The sequence below is a fragment of the Microbacterium sp. NPDC057944 genome, from assembly GCF_042887445.1.
GTDB classification, from domain to species: Bacteria; Actinomycetota; Actinomycetes; order Actinomycetales; family Microbacteriaceae; genus Microbacterium; species Microbacterium natoriense.
On sequence record NZ_JBHVPJ010000002.1, the window covers coordinates 18,870 to 36,327 of the forward strand.

The 17,458-nt window shown below is 68.7% G+C and carries 18 protein-coding genes; 12 read left to right on the forward strand and 6 right to left on the reverse strand.

Features of this window, described 5'->3' with window-relative positions:
- The first annotated feature begins 4 nt into the window (after nt 1-4).
- From ACFVRO_RS09480 to ACFVRO_RS09530, 11 genes are all read left to right on the forward strand, one after another.
- Nucleotides 5-1,405: an aldehyde dehydrogenase family protein gene (locus tag ACFVRO_RS09480; RefSeq protein WP_341941789.1), complete on the forward strand. Its 1,401-nt coding sequence runs from the start codon at nt 5-7 to the stop codon at nt 1,403-1,405.
- A 46-nt stretch (nt 1,406-1,451) separates the two neighbouring features.
- A complete protein-coding gene (locus ACFVRO_RS09485) occupies nt 1,452-2,231 on the forward strand; it encodes a 3-oxoacyl-ACP reductase (RefSeq protein ID WP_105676864.1) in 780 nt (259 codons plus the stop codon).
- Nucleotides 2,224-2,958 (forward strand): gamma-glutamyl-gamma-aminobutyrate hydrolase family protein, encoded by a 735-nt coding sequence (locus tag ACFVRO_RS09490; RefSeq protein ID WP_386951673.1) that lies wholly within the window; start codon nt 2,224-2,226, stop codon nt 2,956-2,958. The genes ACFVRO_RS09485 and ACFVRO_RS09490 overlap by 8 nt, the downstream gene beginning before the upstream one ends.
- 44 nt (nt 2,959-3,002) lie before the next feature.
- Nucleotides 3,003-3,893, forward strand: a complete 891-nt coding sequence (locus ACFVRO_RS09495) for a ParA family protein (RefSeq protein WP_105676861.1) — start codon at nt 3,003-3,005, stop codon at nt 3,891-3,893.
- 172 nt (nt 3,894-4,065) lie between these two features.
- Nucleotides 4,066-4,827: a segregation and condensation protein A gene (locus tag ACFVRO_RS09500; RefSeq protein WP_386954438.1), complete on the forward strand. Its 762-nt coding sequence runs from the start codon at nt 4,066-4,068 to the stop codon at nt 4,825-4,827.
- Nucleotides 4,817-5,398, forward strand: a complete 582-nt coding sequence (scpB, locus tag ACFVRO_RS09505) for an SMC-Scp complex subunit ScpB (protein ID WP_341941791.1) — start codon at nt 4,817-4,819, stop codon at nt 5,396-5,398. Before ACFVRO_RS09500 ends, scpB begins: the two co-directional genes overlap by 11 nt.
- 256 nt (nt 5,399-5,654) lie before the next feature.
- Nucleotides 5,655-6,458 carry a pseudouridine synthase gene (locus tag ACFVRO_RS09510; RefSeq protein WP_386951675.1) on the forward strand — a complete coding sequence of 268 codons (804 nt, stop codon included), beginning with the start codon at nt 5,655-5,657 and terminating at the stop codon, nt 6,456-6,458.
- Nucleotides 6,455-7,594 carry a prephenate dehydrogenase gene (locus ACFVRO_RS09515; protein ID WP_223586215.1) on the forward strand — a complete coding sequence of 380 codons (1,140 nt, stop codon included), beginning with the start codon at nt 6,455-6,457 and terminating at the stop codon, nt 7,592-7,594. The genes ACFVRO_RS09510 and ACFVRO_RS09515 overlap by 4 nt, the downstream gene beginning before the upstream one ends.
- Nucleotides 7,587-8,294, forward strand: a complete 708-nt coding sequence (gene cmk, locus ACFVRO_RS09520; protein WP_105676854.1) for a (d)CMP kinase — start codon at nt 7,587-7,589, stop codon at nt 8,292-8,294. The genes ACFVRO_RS09515 and cmk overlap by 8 nt, the downstream gene beginning before the upstream one ends.
- Before the next feature lie 40 nt (nt 8,295-8,334).
- The gene (gene der, locus ACFVRO_RS09525; protein ID WP_386954441.1) at nt 8,335-9,807 is read left to right on the forward strand and encodes a ribosome biogenesis GTPase Der; all 1,473 of its coding nucleotides are present in this window, start codon (nt 8,335-8,337) and stop codon (nt 9,805-9,807) included.
- A 239-nt stretch (nt 9,808-10,046) separates the two neighbouring features.
- The gene (locus tag ACFVRO_RS09530) at nt 10,047-10,940 is read left to right on the forward strand and encodes an NUDIX domain-containing protein (RefSeq protein ID WP_386951678.1); all 894 of its coding nucleotides are present in this window, start codon (nt 10,047-10,049) and stop codon (nt 10,938-10,940) included.
- A gap of 307 nt (nt 10,941-11,247) precedes the next feature.
- On the opposite strand, the gene ACFVRO_RS09535 is transcribed toward ACFVRO_RS09530, so the two are convergent.
- The 3 genes from ACFVRO_RS09535 to ACFVRO_RS09545 all read right to left on the reverse strand — a co-directional run bounded on the left by ACFVRO_RS09535 (nt 11,248) and on the right by ACFVRO_RS09545 (nt 15,495).
- A complete protein-coding gene (locus ACFVRO_RS09535) occupies nt 11,248-12,777 on the reverse strand; it encodes a DUF222 domain-containing protein (RefSeq protein ID WP_386951680.1) in 1,530 nt (509 codons plus the stop codon).
- 91 nt (nt 12,778-12,868) lie between these two features.
- Complete coding sequence (locus ACFVRO_RS09540) at nt 12,869-14,242, reverse strand: MFS transporter (RefSeq protein WP_386951682.1); 1,374 nt, start codon at nt 14,240-14,242, stop codon at nt 12,869-12,871.
- Nucleotides 14,243-14,352: 110 nt separating this feature from the next.
- Entirely contained in the window at nt 14,353-15,495 is a 1,143-nt protein-coding gene (locus ACFVRO_RS09545) for a PucR family transcriptional regulator (protein WP_386951684.1), read from the reverse strand.
- Between the two features lie 151 nt (nt 15,496-15,646).
- Here ACFVRO_RS09545 and ACFVRO_RS09550 point away from each other — a divergent pair, with 151 nt between their 5' ends.
- Nucleotides 15,647-15,961, forward strand: coding sequence for a pyrimidine/purine nucleoside phosphorylase (locus tag ACFVRO_RS09550; protein ID WP_386951686.1), 315 nt, complete (start codon nt 15,647-15,649; stop codon nt 15,959-15,961).
- Nucleotides 15,962-15,965: 4 nt separating this feature from the next.
- Here ACFVRO_RS09550 and ACFVRO_RS09555 read toward each other — a convergent pair whose 3' ends face one another.
- From ACFVRO_RS09555 to ACFVRO_RS09565, 3 genes are read right to left on the reverse strand one after another with little or no spacing between them, the layout of a single operon-like run.
- Nucleotides 15,966-16,328 carry an RNA-binding S4 domain-containing protein gene (locus tag ACFVRO_RS09555; protein WP_386951689.1) on the reverse strand — a complete coding sequence of 121 codons (363 nt, stop codon included), beginning with the start codon at nt 16,326-16,328 and terminating at the stop codon, nt 15,966-15,968.
- The gene (locus ACFVRO_RS09560; RefSeq protein WP_386951692.1) at nt 16,328-16,987 is read right to left on the reverse strand and encodes a lysoplasmalogenase family protein; all 660 of its coding nucleotides are present in this window, start codon (nt 16,985-16,987) and stop codon (nt 16,328-16,330) included. The genes ACFVRO_RS09555 and ACFVRO_RS09560 overlap by 1 nt, the downstream gene beginning before the upstream one ends.
- Nucleotides 16,987-17,442, reverse strand: coding sequence for a hypothetical protein (locus tag ACFVRO_RS09565; RefSeq protein ID WP_386951695.1), 456 nt, complete (start codon nt 17,440-17,442; stop codon nt 16,987-16,989). The genes ACFVRO_RS09560 and ACFVRO_RS09565 overlap by 1 nt, the downstream gene beginning before the upstream one ends.
- Between the last annotated feature and the right edge of the window lie 16 nt (nt 17,443-17,458).

Sequence of the window (17,458 nt, forward strand, 5' to 3'; positions counted from 1 at the left end):
GAGCATGACCTTCCAGATCCCTCTCTCTCCCTTCGACGGCGGCGGCACCTTCACGGTCCTCAACCCGTCCAACGGTCAGGCGATCGGCAGCGTGGCACTGGCCGACCTCGCGGCGACGGATGCCGCCATCGAGCGCGCCCATGCGGCCTTCCCCGCATGGCGTGCGATCGCACCCGGCGAGCGCGCGCGTCTGCTGCGCTCCTTCGCGGCGGCCGTCGACGCGCACATCGACGAGCTCGCCGCGCTCGAGGTGATCGGCTCCGGCCATACGATCGGCAACGCCCGCTGGGAGGCGGGGAACGTCCGCGACGTCCTCAACTACTACAGCGCGGCGCCCGAGCGTCATTTCGGGCGGCAGATCCCCGTCGCCGGTGGGGTGGACATCACGTTCCACGAGCCGCTCGGTGTCGTGGGCATCATCGTCCCGTGGAACTTCCCGATGCCGATCGCGGGCTGGGGCTTCGGACCCGCGCTGGCGGCGGGCAACACGGTCGTGCTGAAGCCGGCCGAGCTCACCCCGCTGACGGCGCTCCGGCTCGGGGAGCTCGCCAGGGACGCCGGCATCCCCGAAGGCGTGTTCACCGTGATCCCCGGTAAGGGGAGCGTGGTCGGCGAGAGGTTCGTGACCCACCCGCTGGTGCGGAAGGTCTGCTTCACCGGCTCGACCGATGTCGGCAAGGGCATCATGCGCGGCTGCGCCGACCAGGTGAAGAGGCTGACGCTGGAGCTCGGCGGCAAGAACGCGAACGTCGTGTTCGAGGACGCGGATCTCGAGAAGGCCGCGGCATCCGCTCCCGGCGCCGGACTCGACAACGCCGGACAGGACTGCTGCGCACGCTCGCGCATCCTCGTGCAGGCGAGCGTCTACGACAGGTTCCTCGAGCTGCTGCAGCCCGCGGTCGAAGCCTTCCGGGTGACGGACCCGTCGAGTCCCGACGCCGAGATGGGGCCGTTGATCTCCGCGAAGCAGCGCGACTCCGTGCTCGCGGGCATCGCGGACGCCGACGTCGCCTATCGCGGGCAGACCGTGGAGGGCACCGGCGGGTTCTGGATGCCCCCGACGGTGGTCATGCCGCGCAGCGCCGCCGATCCGGTGTGGTCGCAGGAGCTGTTCGGCCCCGTGCTCGCGGTGATGCCGTTCACCGACGAGGCCGATGCGATCGCGAAGGCCAACGACACCGAGTACGGCCTGTCGGGATCCATCTTCACCCGCGATCTCGGGCGCGCACTGCGCGTGGCGAGAGGCGTGGAGAGCGGCAACCTGTCGGTCAACTCGCACTCCTCCGTCCGGTACTGGACTCCGTTCGGAGGCTTCAAGCAGTCGGGGCTCGGGCGCGAGCTCGGACCGGACGCACCGGACAGCTTCTCCGAGGTGAAGAACGTCTTCATCTCGACCGACGACTGACACATCACAGCACTGACACACCCCGAGAAAGGCAGCAGGACACACGATGGGCAAGCTCGAAGGCAAAGTGGGCGTCATCACCGGCGGATGCAGCGGCATCGGCCTCGCGACGGCGAAGAAGTTCGTCGCGGAGGGGGCCAAGGTCGTCATCGGCGACCTCGACGAGGTGAACGGCCCGCGCATCGCGGAGGAGCTGGGCGGCTCCTTCATCAAGGTGAACGTGACGGATGCCGCAGAGGTGGAGGCGCTGTTCGCCCACGCCAAGGAGAAGTACGGGCGCATCGACATCGCGTTCAACAACGCGGGCATCTCGCCGGCATCCGACGACTCCATCCTGAAGACCGGAATCGACGCCTGGAACCTGGTGCAGGACGTGAACCTCACCAGCGTGTACCTGTGCTGTAAGGCGGTGCTGCCGTACATGCTGGAGCAGGGGAGCGGCTCGATCATCAACACGGCGTCGTTCGTCGCGATCATGGGCGCCGCCACCTCGCAGATCTCCTACACCGCGTCGAAGGGCGGCGTGCTGGCGATGACCCGGGAGCTCGGCGTGCAGTTCGCGCGCAAGGGCATCCGCGTCAACGCGCTCTGCCCCGGCCCCGTGAACACCCCGCTGCTGCAGGAGCTGTTCGCGAAGGATCCGGAGCGCGCCGCGCGCCGTCTGGTGCACGTCCCTATGGGGCGCTTCGCCGAACCGGAGGAGATCGCCAACGCCGTCGCATTCCTCGGCAGCGACGAGTCGAGCTTCATCACGGCGATGGACTTCCTCGTCGACGGCGGACTCTCCAACGCCTACGTCACGCCGCTGGATTCGGACTTTGACTGACCAGCGCCCGATCATCGGCATCACGACCTACCGCCAGGCGGCCTCCTGGGGCGCCTGGCGGGAGGTCCCGGCCGACCTGCTCCCCAGCGACTACGCCCTCGCGGTGGAGCGGGCAGGGGGCATCCCCGTGCTCGTCCCGCCTCTCGCCGATCGCGACGGGGCACGAGCCGTGCTCGGTCGGCTCGACGGTCTGCTCATCGCGGGCGGAGCCGACGTGAACCCCGCGCGCTACGGGCAGGAGCCGGACCCGAACGTCGTGCGCTGGTACGACGACCGCGACGCATCGGAGCTGTGGCTGCTCGGGGAGGCGGACGCGCTGCGGCTCCCTGTGCTGGGCATCTGCCGGGGGATGCAACTCATGGCTGTTGCCGCCGGCGGGTCGCTCGTGCAGCATCTGCCCGACGTCGTCGGCCACGATCGGCACGGGGGCGGCGAGAGCTCCTACGAGGCCATCCCCGTGGCGGTGGATCCGGGGCACCGGGTCTCCGCACTGCTCGGTGAGCAGATCACAAGCGCCAGCCATCACCACCAGGCGGTCGCGGACCACCCCGGTTTCGTCGCGACAGCGCGTGATGCCGACGGCGTGCTCCAGGCGATGGAGGCCGAGGGGGACCGCTTCGAGGTCGGGGTGCAGTGGCATCCGGAGACCACCGACGACGTGCGGGTGATCGAGGGACTGGTCGACGCAGCGAGGGACAGCGCCGCGCGCCGACGCGACGAGAGGTGAGCCTGCGACTACAATCGAGCAAGCACGAAGGAGCAGGAGAACCGGTGGCTGAGAGAGCGGCAACGTCCAGGGCGAAGGCGAAGAAGGCCGACGACACACCCATCGGACCCACCGGTCGTCCCTATCACGGGTTCCCGACACCGGAGCCGCTGGCGTCTCACGGCCCCGCGCGCATCATCGCACTGTGCAACCAGAAGGGCGGCGTCGGCAAGACGACGACCTCCATCAACCTCGCCGCGGCCCTCGCGGAGTACGGGCGCAAGGTTCTCGCGGTCGACTTCGATCCGCAGGGCGCCCTGTCGGCAGGTCTCGGCATCCAGACGCACGAGACGCCGACGGTCTACGACCTGCTGCTCGACACGAAGCGTGACGCGCACGATGCGATCGTGCGCTCCGGCGTCGAGGGACTCGACGTGATGCCCGCGAACATCGACCTCTCCGCCGCCGAGGTGCACCTCGTCAACGAGGTCGCGCGTGAGACGATCCTCGCCCGCGTGCTCCGCCAGGTGGCAGGGGAGTACGACGTCATCCTCATCGACTGCCAGCCGTCGCTCGGACTCCTCACCGTGAACGCCCTCACCGCCGCTCACGGCGTGATCATCCCGCTGGAGTGCGAGTTCTTCGCGCTCCGCGGCGTCGCGCTCCTCATCGAGACGATCGACAAGGTGCGCGACCGGCTGAACCCGTCGATCACGATGGACGGCCTCCTCGCCACGATGTACGACCCGCGCACGCTGCACTCGCGCGAGGTTCTCGAGCGCGTGGTCGAGGCCTTCGGCGACGACGTCCTGGAGACCGTGATCGGCCGCACCGTGAAGTTCCCCGACGCCTCGGTGTCGGGTGTGCCCATCACCGAGTTCGCGCCGGAGCACGCCGCCGCCCAGGCGTACCTGCGGCTGGCGCGGGAGCTGGTCGCCCGTGGCGCCGTCGCCTGACGAGACCCCTCGCCACGAGACCGACGCCGCTGCGTCGTCTTCGGGAACCGCGTCGCCTGACGAGACCCCTCGCCACGGGACCGACGCCGCTGCGTCGTCTTCGAGTACCGCGTCGTCCGGGGAATCCTCGGATACCTCATCTCCCGAGGAGAACTCCGGTTTCCGTGTCTCCCTGTCGAATTTCGACGGCCCGTTCGACCTGCTGCTGAACCTCATCTCGAAGCATGAGATGGACATCACCGAGGTCTCGCTCAGCGCCGTGACGAACGAGTTCATCTCCTACCTGAAGGAGCTGGACGACGACGAGGAGCTCGACCAGGCGTCGGAGTTCCTCGTGGTCGCCGCGACACTGCTCGACATGAAGGTCGCCGGACTCCTTCCGCAGGGAGAGCTGGTGGATGCCGAGGCAGTCGCACTGCTCGAGGCTCGGGATCTGCTGTTCGCGCGACTGCTGCAGTACCGGGCCTTCAAGGAGGTCTCCGCGTGGTTCTCCCGCTGCCTGCAGCGCGAGGATCGGCGGCATGTCCGCGCTGTGCGACTCGACGAGAAGCACCGCAAGAAGACGCCGGAGCTGGTCTGGTCTCTCTCGGTCGACGACTTCGCCGCACTCGCCCTGCTCGCGTTCGCGCCGAAGGAGATCCCGCACGTCGGACTCGATCACCTGCACGCTCCGCTCGTCAGCATCCGTGAACAGGCCGCGATCGTGGTGACGCTGCTCCGCGGCGCCGAGTCGCTGAGCTTCCGCGAACTCGTCGCCGGCATCCGCGAACCGGGTATCGTCGTCGCGCGCTTCATCTCGGTGCTGGAGCTCTACCGCCACGCGGCCCTCTCCTTCGAGCAACTGGAACCGCTCGGCGAGCTGACGCTGCGCTGGGCCGCCGACCACTGGTCGGACGAATCACTCGCCACCCTGGGAGCCGACTATGACCGATGACCTCGAACCGTCAGCCGGCGTGCTGACCGAGAAGATCGAGGCGATCATGCTCATCATCGACGAGCCGATCGGACTCGTGGCGCTGGCCGCCGCCGTGGGCTCTCCCGTGGCCGCCGTGCGGCAGGCGCTCGAGACGCTCGTCGACGACTACGACGGCAAGGGCCGCGGTCCGCGTCGCGGCTTCGAGCTCCGCGAGGTCGGAGGCGGCTGGCGGCTCTACGTGCGCGAGGACCACGACGACCTCGTCGCGGAGTTCATCGGCGGCCAGGCGCCGGCTCGGCTGTCCCAGGCCGCGCTCGAGACGCTCGCCGTCATCGCCTACAAGCAGCCGGTCACCCGCAGCCAGGTCGCGTCGATCCGAGCGGTGAACGTGGACTCCGTCGTGCGCACCCTGCTCGCACGCGGCCTCATCACCGAGCTCTTCGCCGACTCCGAGACGGGCGCCATCAACTACGGCACCACGGATGCACTGCTGCAGCACCTGGGCATCAACTCGCTCGACGAGCTACCTCCGATCTCCCCGCTGCTCGATGACGGCGCAGACGGCTTCGATGAGGGTCTGGTCCGATGAGCGCGCGTGTGGTTGGCGCCGTTGCGGCTCGGTTCGGGCGTGTCGATGAGGGTCTGGTCCGATGAGCGCGCGTGTGGTTGGCGCCGTTGCGGCTCGGTTCGGGCGTGTCGATGAGGGTCTGGTCCGATGAGTACGCGTGTGGTTGGCGCCGTTGCGGCTCGGTGGGGATGCGTCGATGAAGGTTTGGTTCGATGAGCGCTCGTGCGGATGTCGCCGGTACGGTGCCGCGCGGGTGCTTCGATGAAGGAATGGTCTCATGACTGATGGTTCGATGACAGACGGCTCCGCCCCCGAGGGCGTGCGCCTGCAGAAGGTGCTCTCCGGAGCGGGCGTGGCCTCACGACGCGTGGTCGAGAACTACATCGTGGAGGGCCGCATCCGCGTCAACGGCGTGGTCGTGACCGAGCTCGGCACCCGCATCGATCCGGAGACCGACCTCGTCGATGTCGACGGCACCGCTGTGCAGCTCGACGTCTCGAAGCGCTACGTGATGCTCAACAAGCCCACCGGCGTCGTGAGCAGCATGCGCGATGAGAGCGGACGCCCCGATCTGCGGCTCTTCGCGAAGGACTATGAGGAGCGCCTGTACAACGTCGGCCGGCTGGATGCCGAGACCAGCGGACTGCTGATCCTCACGAACGACGGCGCGCTCGCGCACGTCCTCGCGCATCCGTCTTTCGGCGTCACCAAGGTGTACATCGCGAAGGTCGAGGGGGAGGTCACCGCCCAGACGATCTCGAAGCTCACGAAGGGCATCGAGCTGGAGGACGGTCCCATCGCGGCCGACAAGGCGCGGCTGCTGGACACCTCGCGAGGGTCGAGTCTCGTCGAGCTCACGCTGCATTCCGGACGCAACCGGATCGTCCGCCGCATGATGGCGGCGGTCGGGCATCCCGTCACCGAACTCGTGCGACGCCAGTTCGGTCCGCTGCACCTGGGAACGCTCCCGGCGGGGAAGAGCCGCGAACTGACTAAAATCGAACTAGGCGCGCTGCTTACTCTGTCGCGCCGTGATTCCGGTGTCGCCGAGGCGCCAGGCGAGCAGCAGGAGAACGAGTGACCGACACGACGAGTGCGCCCAGCGCGCCGCGCACGGCGACCGCCGTCGCGTCGCGCCTCTCGGGCACCGTCCGCATCGTCGGCACGGGGCTGCTCGGTGCGAGCATCGGGCACGCGCTCAGCGCGAAGGGCGTCGATGTCGTACTCTCCGACACGTCTCCCGCACAGCAGCGACTGGCGATCGACTACGGCGCCGGTCGGGCTCCGTCGGCCGACGATGCGCCCGTCCTGATCGTCGTCGCCGTGCCGCCTGACGTCACCGCCGACGTCATCCAGGCGGAACTCGAGCGGTACCCGGATGCCGTCGTCACCGACGTCGCGAGCGTCAAGCTCGAACCCTTCCGCGCACTGACGTCGCGTGGTGTCGATCTCGCCCGCTACATCGGCTCGCACCCGCTCGCCGGTCGCGAGCGCGGCGGGGCGATCTCGGCGCGGGCCGACCTGTTCATCGGCCGTCCGTGGGTCGTGTGCCGCGACGGTGAGACGAAGGCCGCCGATCTCGCACTCGTCGAGGCGCTGGCTCTCGACGTCGGCGCGCAGCCGATCGAGATGACACCGGAGGAGCACGACCGCTCGGTCGCGCTGACCTCCCACGTACCCCAGGTCGTCGCGAGCCTGCTCGCTGGACGTCTCGCCGAGGCGGAGGAGGGCGCTCTGCGTCTCGCCGGTCAGGGCGTGCGCGACACGACGCGCATCGCGGCATCCGCCCCCGAGCTCTGGGTGCAGATCCTCGGCGCGAACGCGGCGCCCGTCGTGGAGATCCTCGATGCCCTTGCCGAAGACCTCCGCGAGGTGTCGGATGCGCTGCGCGCTCCCGAGGCGCCCGGCTCCCGGCGTGCGGTGGCGGAGACGATCCGTCACGGCAACGACGGCGTCGAGCGTCTGCCTGGCAAGCACGGACAGAACCGCCGCTTCGAGTCGTTGGTCGTCATGGTCGACGACACGGCAGGACAGCTCGGACGCCTCTTCGGCGAGCTCGGCGAACTCGGAGTCAACGTCGAAGACCTCCGCCTCGAGCACTCGCCCGGCGCGCAGTTCGGTCTGGCGGAGATCAGCGTCGACCCGGCCGCGCTGCACGGCGCGGTCACCGGACTCACCGAACGCGGCTGGCGGATTGCGGGGAACACCAATGACTGACACGACGACCGCCACCGCTGCGCGCACTCCCGACTTCATCGCCATCGACGGCCCTGCGGGGTCGGGCAAGTCCAGCGTGTCGAAGGCCGTCGCGCGCACGCTCGGCTTCGGCTACCTCGACACCGGCTCCGCCTACCGTGCGCTGGCGTGGCACGTCCTCGATCGAGGGGCGGACACGGCGGATGCCGCAGCAGTCCTCGCCGCGGCATCCGACTTCCCCGTGCGGCTGGGGCTCGACCCCGACGATCGCACGGTGCGCGTGGGCGACGTCGACGTCACCGAGGCGATCCGCGCACCGCACGTGTCGGGTGCGGTCAGTGGCGTGGCGCGCGTGCCCGAGGTCCGCGCGCAGGTGAACGAGCTGTTCCGCTCGCTCGTGGCCGAGGCCCCGTTCGACGCGGTCGTCGTGGAGGGACGCGACATCACCACCGTCGTCGCCCCCGACGCTCCCGTCCGCATCCTTCTCACCGCTGCCCCCGAGGTGCGCGCTGCGCGCCGGGCGGGCGAGCTCGCCGGTGAGAACGCTGCCTCCGTCGCCGCCGCGCTGCACAAGCGCGACGCATCGGACAGCGCCGTCGTCGACTTCCTCAACGCCGCAGAGGGCGTGGAGGTCGTCGATTCGACGGATCTTGATTTCCCCCAGACCATCGATGCCGTACTCGCGGTGATCGAACGACTCCGAGGAGCACACAGTGGCTGACGACGAATACGAAGGCGGCCCCGACCACCTCGCAGAGAAGATGGAGGCGCTCGACGAGCGCCTCGCCGAGCAGCGCGCGGAGACTCTGCGCGCGGGTCTCGCCGACTACGAGCTCGACGACGAAGACGCTGCGCTTCTCGCCGGGATCACGATGGACGAGGACGGCATCCAGTTCATGCCGGCCCTCCCGGTCGTGGCGATCGTCGGACGGCCGAACGTCGGCAAGTCCGCGCTCGTGAACCGCATCCTCGGCCGTCGTGAGGCCGTCGTGGAGGACACCCCCGGTGTCACCCGCGACCGCGTCACGTACAAGGCCGAGTGGAACGACCGCCGCTTCACGCTCGTCGACACCGGCGGGTGGGAGCCCGACGCCCGCGGCATCGACCGCTCGGTGGCGGCGCAGGCCGAGGTCGCGATCGACCTGTCCGACGTCGTGCTGTTCGTCGTCGACGCCATGGTCGGGGCGACGTCCACCGATGAGCACGTCGTGAAGATGCTCCGCAAGAGCGGCAAGCCCGTGTTCCTGGTCGCGAACAAGATCGACGACGCGCGCCAGGAGCCGGAGGCCGCAGCCCTGTGGAACCTGGGCCTCGGCGAGCCCCACCCGGTCTCCGCGATCCACGGCCGCGGCGTCGCCGACCTCCTCGACGCGATCCTGAAGACGCTCCCCGAGATCTCGGCCGTCGCCAAGCAGGAGATCGGCGGCCCTCGCCGCGTCGCGATCCTCGGGCGCCCGAACGTCGGCAAGTCGTCGCTGCTGAACAAGGCCGCAGGCGAAGAGCGGGTCGTCGTGAACGACCTCGCCGGAACCACGCGCGACCCGGTCGACGAGATCGTCGAGCTGGGCGGCAAGCTGTGGCGCTTCGTCGATACCGCCGGCATCCGTCGCCGCGTGCACATGGCACAGGGCGCCGACTTCTATGCGTCGCTGCGCACCTCCGCTGCGCTGGAGAAGGCCGAGGTCGCGGTCGTCGTTCTCGATGTGTCCGAGACGATCAGCGAGCAGGACGTGCGCATCATCGACCTCGTGCTCGAGTCCGGACGTGCGCTCGTGCTCGCGTTCAACAAGTGGGATCGCCTGAACGACGACGACCTGGAGAACCAGGACCGTCGTCGCTACCTCGAGCGTGAGATCGAGCAGGACCTCGCGCACGTCGCGTGGGCTCCGCGCGTGAACATCTCGGCGAAGACCGGTCGTCACCTCGACAAGCTGGTTCCTGCGCTGGAGACCTCGCTGGAGAACTGGGATCGCCGCATCCCCACCGGCAAGTTCAACGCGTTCCTCGCCGAGCTCGTCGCCGAGCACCCGCACCCGCTGCGCGGAGGCAAGCAACCGCGCATCCTGTTCGGCACGCAGGCGTCGACGCGCCCGCCGACGTTCGTGCTGTTCACGACCGGATTCCTCGACCCGGGCTACCGCCGGTTCATTCAGCGCCGCCTGCGCGAGCTGTACGAGTTCGAGGGAACTCCGATCGTCGTCAACATGCGTGTGCGGGAGAAGCGGCAGCGCTGATCGGCCCGGGAGTTCATTGACTGAAGGGCTGAGTAGCGGCGCTGTTCCGCGGTCCCTGTGCGTGGCAGGTCCTTTCCGTGCTTCGCGGTCTGCGCGTGGAAGCGGTGGCGCGACGTCGTGCAGACCGCTTCCGCGTCGTCTCCACGTCGATCTCGTGTCGACTCGTCTCTGGACCCACTCGGTTCCAGTTCGTGTCGGGTCAGTGCGCCGTACCCCGGATGCTGTGACAGGCTGAAGGGGTGACGGTCGTACCTCCCGCAGCTGGTGAACCGCGCCGCCCCGAGGGGCCGCGCAACCCGGGCGACGCCTGGGTGATCGCGGACACGGGAGAGCGGTACTGGGGCCGGTTCGGCGCCGCAGGGCTGCTCGCCTTCGACCCCGCGCGCGGCGTGCTCCTGCAGCACAGGGTCGCCTGGAGCCACTTCGGCGGCACCTGGGGTCTTCCCGGCGGTGCGATGCACGAGGGCGAGAGCGCCATCGTCGGCGCTGTGCGTGAGGCGCAGGAGGAAGCGGGCGTCCCGGACGGAGCGGTGCGCGTACGTGTGACGAGCGTGCTGGACCTGTCGATCTGGTCGTACACGACAGTCGTCGCCGACGTCGTCGAGCCCTTCGAACCGGTGATCAGCGACCCGGAGAGCGTGGCGCTGGAGTGGGTGCCGGTCGAGGACGTCGATGCGCGTCCGCTGCATCCGGGATTCGCTTCGTCCTGGCCGATGCTCCGGACCCTGCTCGACGAGCGTCCTGCGATCGTCGTCGACGACGCGAACGTCGTCGGCTCGGTGCCGAACGGCTGGTGGAAGGACCGAGCCGGAGCGGCAGCGCGGCTGCGGGAACGCCTGGTCGACCTCGCGGTGCCGGCGGAGGATCTCGGCATCGGAGCGACCTGGTTCCCCGAGGTGTCGCTGGTCGTCGAGGGTCAGGCGCGGGCGATCGAATCCGAGGAGTCTCACGTACGGGTGGTCAGGGCGGATGCTGCCGGAGACGATGCGATCATCGACGAGGCCGCTCGGCTGCTCTCGATAGGCCGCTCGGTCACCGTCGTCACCAGCGACCGCGGCCTCACTGCGCGGGTGGAAGCTCTCGGCGCCCGGGTTCTGTCTGCCGGGTGGCTGCTGCGCACTCTCGATCGCTGAGGCTCGTGCTCTGAGCTCTCTGCGCGCTCCCGATCACTGAGGCCCGTGTTCTGAGTCCACCGAGCCCTGAGAGCCGTCTGAGACCTCTGAACCCTCTGAGCCCTCTGAGCCCTCTGAGGCCTGTGAACGCCCGGCCCCCTCCAAGCCCCCGGCCCCCTCCAGGCCCCCGGTCCCTCTAAGCCCCCCGGCGCCCTCTAAGCCCCCCGGTCCCTCTAAGCCCCCCGGCCCCCTCCAAGCCCCCGGCGCCCTCTAAGCCCTGCCTTCCGAGCCTCGTCCTCGGAGCCTCCGAGATCTTCCGGCGTCCAGGTCAGACGAACATCACCCGTCGCGGTGTGCGGTCGGTGTACGCGCGCCCGAGCGGACTGAACCAGATGACGGAGCCGTCGGGACGCTGTTGAGCCGTCCACCTGTGGGGATCGGGCACGTCGGGATGCTTGAGCGCGTGGTGGGTTCTGCAGAAGTGCGCCAGATTGTCTATCGCCGTCCGCCCACCCCTCGCGTGATCGTGGTTGTGATCGATCTCGCTGCGGTGCACCGGCATCCGACATCCGGGGAAGCGACAGTGCTGGTCACGCGCCCGCAGGAACCTCTTCATCGCGGTGGTGGGCGTGTACGTGTCGGTCTGGACGACGAGGCCGGACGGATCGAGGAACAGCCGCGTCCATCCGCGGTTCCGCCCTGCGAGCGCTCGTGCGATGTCAGCGTCGAGCGCCCCGTGACCGTCGAGCTGCGCGGGTCGATCGTCGAGCCCCGCGAGTGTGGTCGCCGCGACCGTGACCTGAATCCGGGCGTGAACGTCGTCGAGGGCATTGCCGATGGCAGTGCTCGGAGTGGCGGTGAGGAGCATGTCGGCGAGGACGTCGGCGCGGATCTCGTCCAGGGAACGCTCGTCTGCGGGGATGTGCTCGACGTCGGTGAGCGGGTCACGCGCGAAAGTCGCTCGATCGTCGCTGAAGATCATGCCGGCATCGGTATCGGTCCCCGGCGTCGAGTCGCGCTCGGCAGAAGCAGCATCAGCGGTGGTGGCTTCGCTGGTATCGGCGAGGAGTGCGGGGGCGAACGGATCGGCGAGGAACGCGTCGAAGAAGGGACCGGCGAGATCGACGTCCTCGGCGTGGACGGCGTCCGCTCCGGGGTCCATGATGGACGGATCGAGTCGGGGCTCGCGGGCTTCCCTGGCCCCGATGACATCTCGCGCGACGTGAGTGAGCCGGTCTTGGATCGCGAGGGCGATCCACTCCGGGAGAACCGCCGTGAGCAGGGCTAGCCCGTCGTCGAGCGAGGTCACGGAGACGCTGCGATCCTTGGCGGCGCGGCGATGGCGTTCGACGAGCGTCTCTCCCGCGAGAGACGCGGCGACCTCGCGCGCGCGGGCACGGGTTCGTGCTGCAGTGTCGCACTCTGCCACGACAAGCGCGGCGGTCTCGAACAGGCCCATGACGGCGGCATCCGCTCTGCGGTTCGCGATCGCCTCGGCGACGACCGCTCCCGCCCGTACGATCTCGCGGACGTGGGCGGCGGTGATGCGACCGTCGGCGAACGCGGCACGGACGCCGGGCATGCTGTCTCGGAGGGATCGTGCATCGGCGAAGGCGAACTCCATCGACGACCTCGGGATGCGCGCGGCCGCCGAGAACTCCGCGATCATCGACCGGTAGATGGCGTCGCGATGATATGGGCTCTCGGTCACGTCCCGATCGTGGATGTCGAACTGCTCGATCAGCAGTTCTGCGGCCTCGGCCTCGAGCGCGGCGATCTGCCGGCGCTTCAGAGTCCAGGCATCGAGAACACGACGTCGTTCCTCGAGATCGAGGTCGAGATCGGTGCGGTGGGCCATGCCTCCAGATTAGAACAAAGATACTAGAGGCAGAACTGTCAGAACTGACGGATATCGGGGACGGATCAGAGGATCCGCCCCCGATATCCGTTCAGAGGGTTGGGATCGGACGCGTTCCGACCTCCTGCTGGTCATCGACCAGGTCGGTGCGGGTCGTCTCCGCGCTCATCAGGAGTCCCACCAGGGAGAGCACGCCGACGAGGATCAGGAAGAAGGCCGGAGAACTGGGGTTGCCGGTCTGCGCGATCAGCCAGGTGCCGATGAACGGCGCCACGCCTCCGAAGAGCATCGCGCCGACGTTGAACGGCACAGCGAAGCCGAGGTAGCGCGATCTGGTGCCGAACATCTCGGTGAAAAACGACGGGAACACCGCATCGTTCATCGCGAAGAAGATCAGCGAGAAGATCAGCACCGATGTCGCCAGCACCACGCCGCCGAAGGAGAAGAGCGTCATGATCGGATAGGCGAGGACGATGAACGCGATGCTGGAGATCATCAGCGTGCGCTTGCGGCCCACCCGGTCGGAGAAGTGCGCGGCCAGCGGGATCAGGCCGAGGTAGACGACCAGGGCGATCGTGACCACGAGTGTGGAGCTCGCCTCGCTCATGTGCGCCTCCTCGATGAGGAAGGTCGGAATGTAGCTGAGCAGCAGGTAGTACGCACCGGCGTTCAGAGACATGACGAGCAGGATCTTCAGCATCGACGGAATGCTCCTGCCTACCTCGCGCCAACGGCTGGCTCTGCTGATCGTGCGGTGCTGTTCCGCGGCGATACGACGCTCCTCGGCCTCGGCCTCCTGCGCGCGGCGGAACTGCGGGGAATCTTCGAGGCGCGAGCGCAGCCACAGGCCGAGGATGCCGAGCGGGCCAGCCACGAAGAACGGGATGCGCCACCCCCAGCTCTGCATGAACTCCGGCGACATGGTGGCGTAGAACACGGTGGCCATCAACGAGGCGACGAGGAATCCGGCGGCCGCGGCCATCGGCACCACGCTCGTGTAGAGCCCGCGCCGTCGCGGCGGCGCGTACTCGGCGATGAACGTGCCGGCGCCCGCATACTCGCCGGATGCGGAGAAGCTCTGGGTCATGCGCAGGAGCAGCAGTAGAAGCGGAGCGGCGACGCCGATCGCTGCGTAGTCGGGGATGAAGCCGATCAGGAAGGTCGAGCCCGACATGATCAGGATCGTGGTGGCGAGGATCGTCTTGCGGCCGATGCGGTCGCCGAGGCTTCCCCAGACGAAGGCGCCGACGGGGCGGACGAGGAAGGAGAGCGCGAACACGGCGAAGGTGCTCAGCAGGGCGACGGTGCGGTCCTCTGAAGGGAAGAAGACGATGGCGATCGTCGTGGCGAGGTAGCTGTAGCTCGCGTAGTCGAAGTACTCCAGCAGCGTTCCCAGCCCGCTGGCGAAGAGGACCTTTCGGAGGACGGAGCGGTCGTCCTGAGTCGTGGAGGGTGGGGGAGTCATGTGATGCTCCTGGCGGGATCGGGTGAGGGTGCGACGCTCGGGTGAACGTTGAAGCACATGCTGTCAGCGGCGCGTCCGTCGAGATATGGCCCCAGTGGCGAATCTTCGTGTCACCGACCTGACGCCAGGGCGAGGGCCGTCTCCCTCTCGAAGCCTCTGGCCTTCAGAGCGAGCCAGAGCTCGGTCTGGGTGTCGATGCTGTCGAGGTCGTGCCCGGTGAGCTGTGCGATCCGGTGGATGCGGTTTCGCACCGTGTGCCTGTGCACCTGCATCCGCTCGGCGGTGGCCTCGATCGAGCGTCGCTCGATGAGCCAGACGTGCAGGGTGTCGAGCAGTGCGTCACCGCCGCGAGAGCGCTCGATCGCGCCGAGCGTCGCCTCGGCGAATGCCTCCAGATACTCCGGGCTGGCAACCTGGAGCAGGAAATCGTGGGATGCGCCGTCGCGATACTCCATGGGTGAGCCGACTCTGCGACTGGTCTCCAGTGCGAGGCGGGCCTGTCGGATACTCCGCGCGGCGTGCACGGGGGCGAGCGGCGTGCCGAGCCCGACGGGGGTGCTGAGCCCGTAGTCGATGAGGGTCTGCCGCGGATCCGACGACGTCAGGCATTCGACGAGCCGCCCGCGATGGCGGACGTACGGGGTGGAGAACATCGCGGCCAGGTCGTCGATGAGCACCTCCGCGTGCGTCTCGTCCCTCGCCTCGATCACGAGCCCGCGCAGGGTGGAGATGTGCGGATCCAGTCCGTGCAGGAGTGCGACGGCATCCGCATCGTCGTCCAGTTCGAGCAGCTGGGTGAACTGGCGGTCCCTGTGACGGCGAGCAGGCTCGTCCATCAGCCAGTGCCGCTCGTACTCGAGCGCGAGGAGAGCCCGGAGTGCAGGGGCTGCGAGATCGGCGCTCGGGTCGTTCCCGGCACGGCGGGCGAGGAAACCGCGCACGGTGTCGTTGCCCGCGAACGGCGTGATGAGGGGGGAGCCGGCATCCTCGTGATCGAGTCGCACGGTCTCGCCGAGTCTCGGGGCCCGTGTCCGTAGTGCCTCGCGCGCTTCATCGAGCTGCGCTGCCGTGAAGTCGTCACTGCGGCCGAGCGGGGTTCCGAGCCGATCGAAGACGGCGACTCCTTCGCCCGTGCGCTGATGCCAGCCACGCAGCAGCCGTTCGACGCCTTTGCCTCTGGCAAGGATCGCGGTCAACTCGATCTGCAGAGCGAGGGCGCGCTCTGCCGGTGCAAGGGGAGTGGGCGACGGCATGTCTGCTCCAGGGGGCCAGTCGGGCGTGACGCCAGGGTGGATTCGGGTGGCATTGATTGTACGCCGCGGAGATTGTCGGGCACGATCGTGCCCTCTTGACTGGGTTCGGCGCGGCACTCGCGTCGACAGGTCCGTCACAAAGGAGACACGCATGATCGGCCAGAACGAGTACTACGACGGCCAGGTCCGCAGCCTCGAGTTCCAGAACGAGCAGGGCAACTTCACCGTCGGAGTGATGGAGCCGGGCGAGTGGACTTTCGAGGCGCCCGTCACGGAGTGGATGCTGCTCGTCCGCGGCTCGTGGGACGTGCAGCAGCCCGCGGGTCAGGGGGAATGGAAGACCTACCGCGAGGGCGAGCAGTTCGAAGTGCCCGGCGGCACCGACTTCACCGTGCGCGTCGCCGATACGGTCGCCTACCTGTGCCCGTACACCGGCGAGTTCCTCGGGTGGAAGGGCGACGAGTAGACCGTCAGTCGTCGTCGCGTCCGCGGAGCCGATCGATCTCCCGGCGTTCTCGCTTGGTGGGACGGCCCGCTCCGCGGTCGCGCAGCCCCAGCGCGGCCTGCGGCTCGCGCTCGGGCGTGCGGTCCTCGTAGGCGAGGGCCGCGACCGGGGCGCCGACGCGCTTGACGAGGAGCTGTCGCACGATGAGGATCCGGTCGAATCCGGAGATGCGGATGCGCAGCTCATCGCCGATCCGCACGGCCTGCGCCGCCTTGACCTTGTCGCCGTTGAGTCGTACATGCCCCGCGCGGCATGCAGTCGTCGCCGCGGAGCGCGTCTTGTACACGCGGATCGCCCAGAGCCAGCTGTCGACGCGTGCGGAGTCCATCAGGCGACCTTCCGTGTGCGGAGCGCGAGGAGCGCCCCGGCGATGATGAGGCCCTGCCCGATCGTGTAGGTGAGCATGACGGCGGGGCTGCTCCACGACGGGAGCGCGTCGGGCAGGAAGAGGCGGAACGCGAGGATCGAATCGCTCGCGAGGAAGAACGCGCCGCCCGTCGCGACCACCGGTCCGCACCGCGTGGAGAAGGCGGCTGTGCCGCCGAGCACGAGTCCGTAGACCGCGACCGCGGGGAACAGTCCTCCCGCGTGCGGCCCGATCACGCTGACCATGGCGATCCACCAGGCAGCGTAGACGAGCGCCCACCACGGCATCCGTCGTCGAGAAAGGTGTCGTGCGAAGAGCGCGATGTAGGCGAGATGAGCGATGCCGAAGAACGCGAGCATGAGCGGCAACTCGGGGGCTGAGGGGAAGAACGCGCCGGCGCCGTCGCCGAGCCAGGAGAGGAGCAGGGCGGCGAGGATCAGCGACATGGCGGCGCGGGGCTTCAGGCGTCGGGTCGACACCAGCACGGGAACCAGCAGGAGCGGCATCAGGATGAGCTTCGTCGGCGCAGCCAGCGGGCTGTGCACGGTGAGCAGGATCACGTGAAGCGTCGACGCGACGATGTAGGGCGCGAACGCCCAGAGGAGAGCGCGGTTCTTCATCAGGTCTCGACGGTGACCTGTTCGACCCGGTCATCAGCGCCGAGGTGCACGGCCGGCCAGTATCCATCGGGGAAGTGCTCGCCGCAGCCGTCGGTGAGGTGCAGGATGATCGTGCCGTCGGCCGATGCCTCGATCGTCTCGAGGGACAGGTCGGATGCCGCCTCCTCGAGCTCGTGCGGCTCGGGGTCTCCGGTGCTGAACTGCGTGACCACGGCATCCGAGGCGACGCGTCGCAGCGCGTCGAGACGCGAGACGACCTCGCGGAGCCGGGGGAGCAGGCGAGCGATCTCGTCAGGACTGGTGCCTTCGATCATGAGGTCGAGCTCTCCGCCGTCGGTCGTGATGCCGCCGATGTACCAGTCGGAGACGAGCACGTCGCCGTCGGTGAGCTCGGTGGTCGCACGGACGAGAGAGCCGAGCTCGGCGTCTTCGACGATCGGATGCTGGTCGCTCATGCCTCCACGCTAGTGG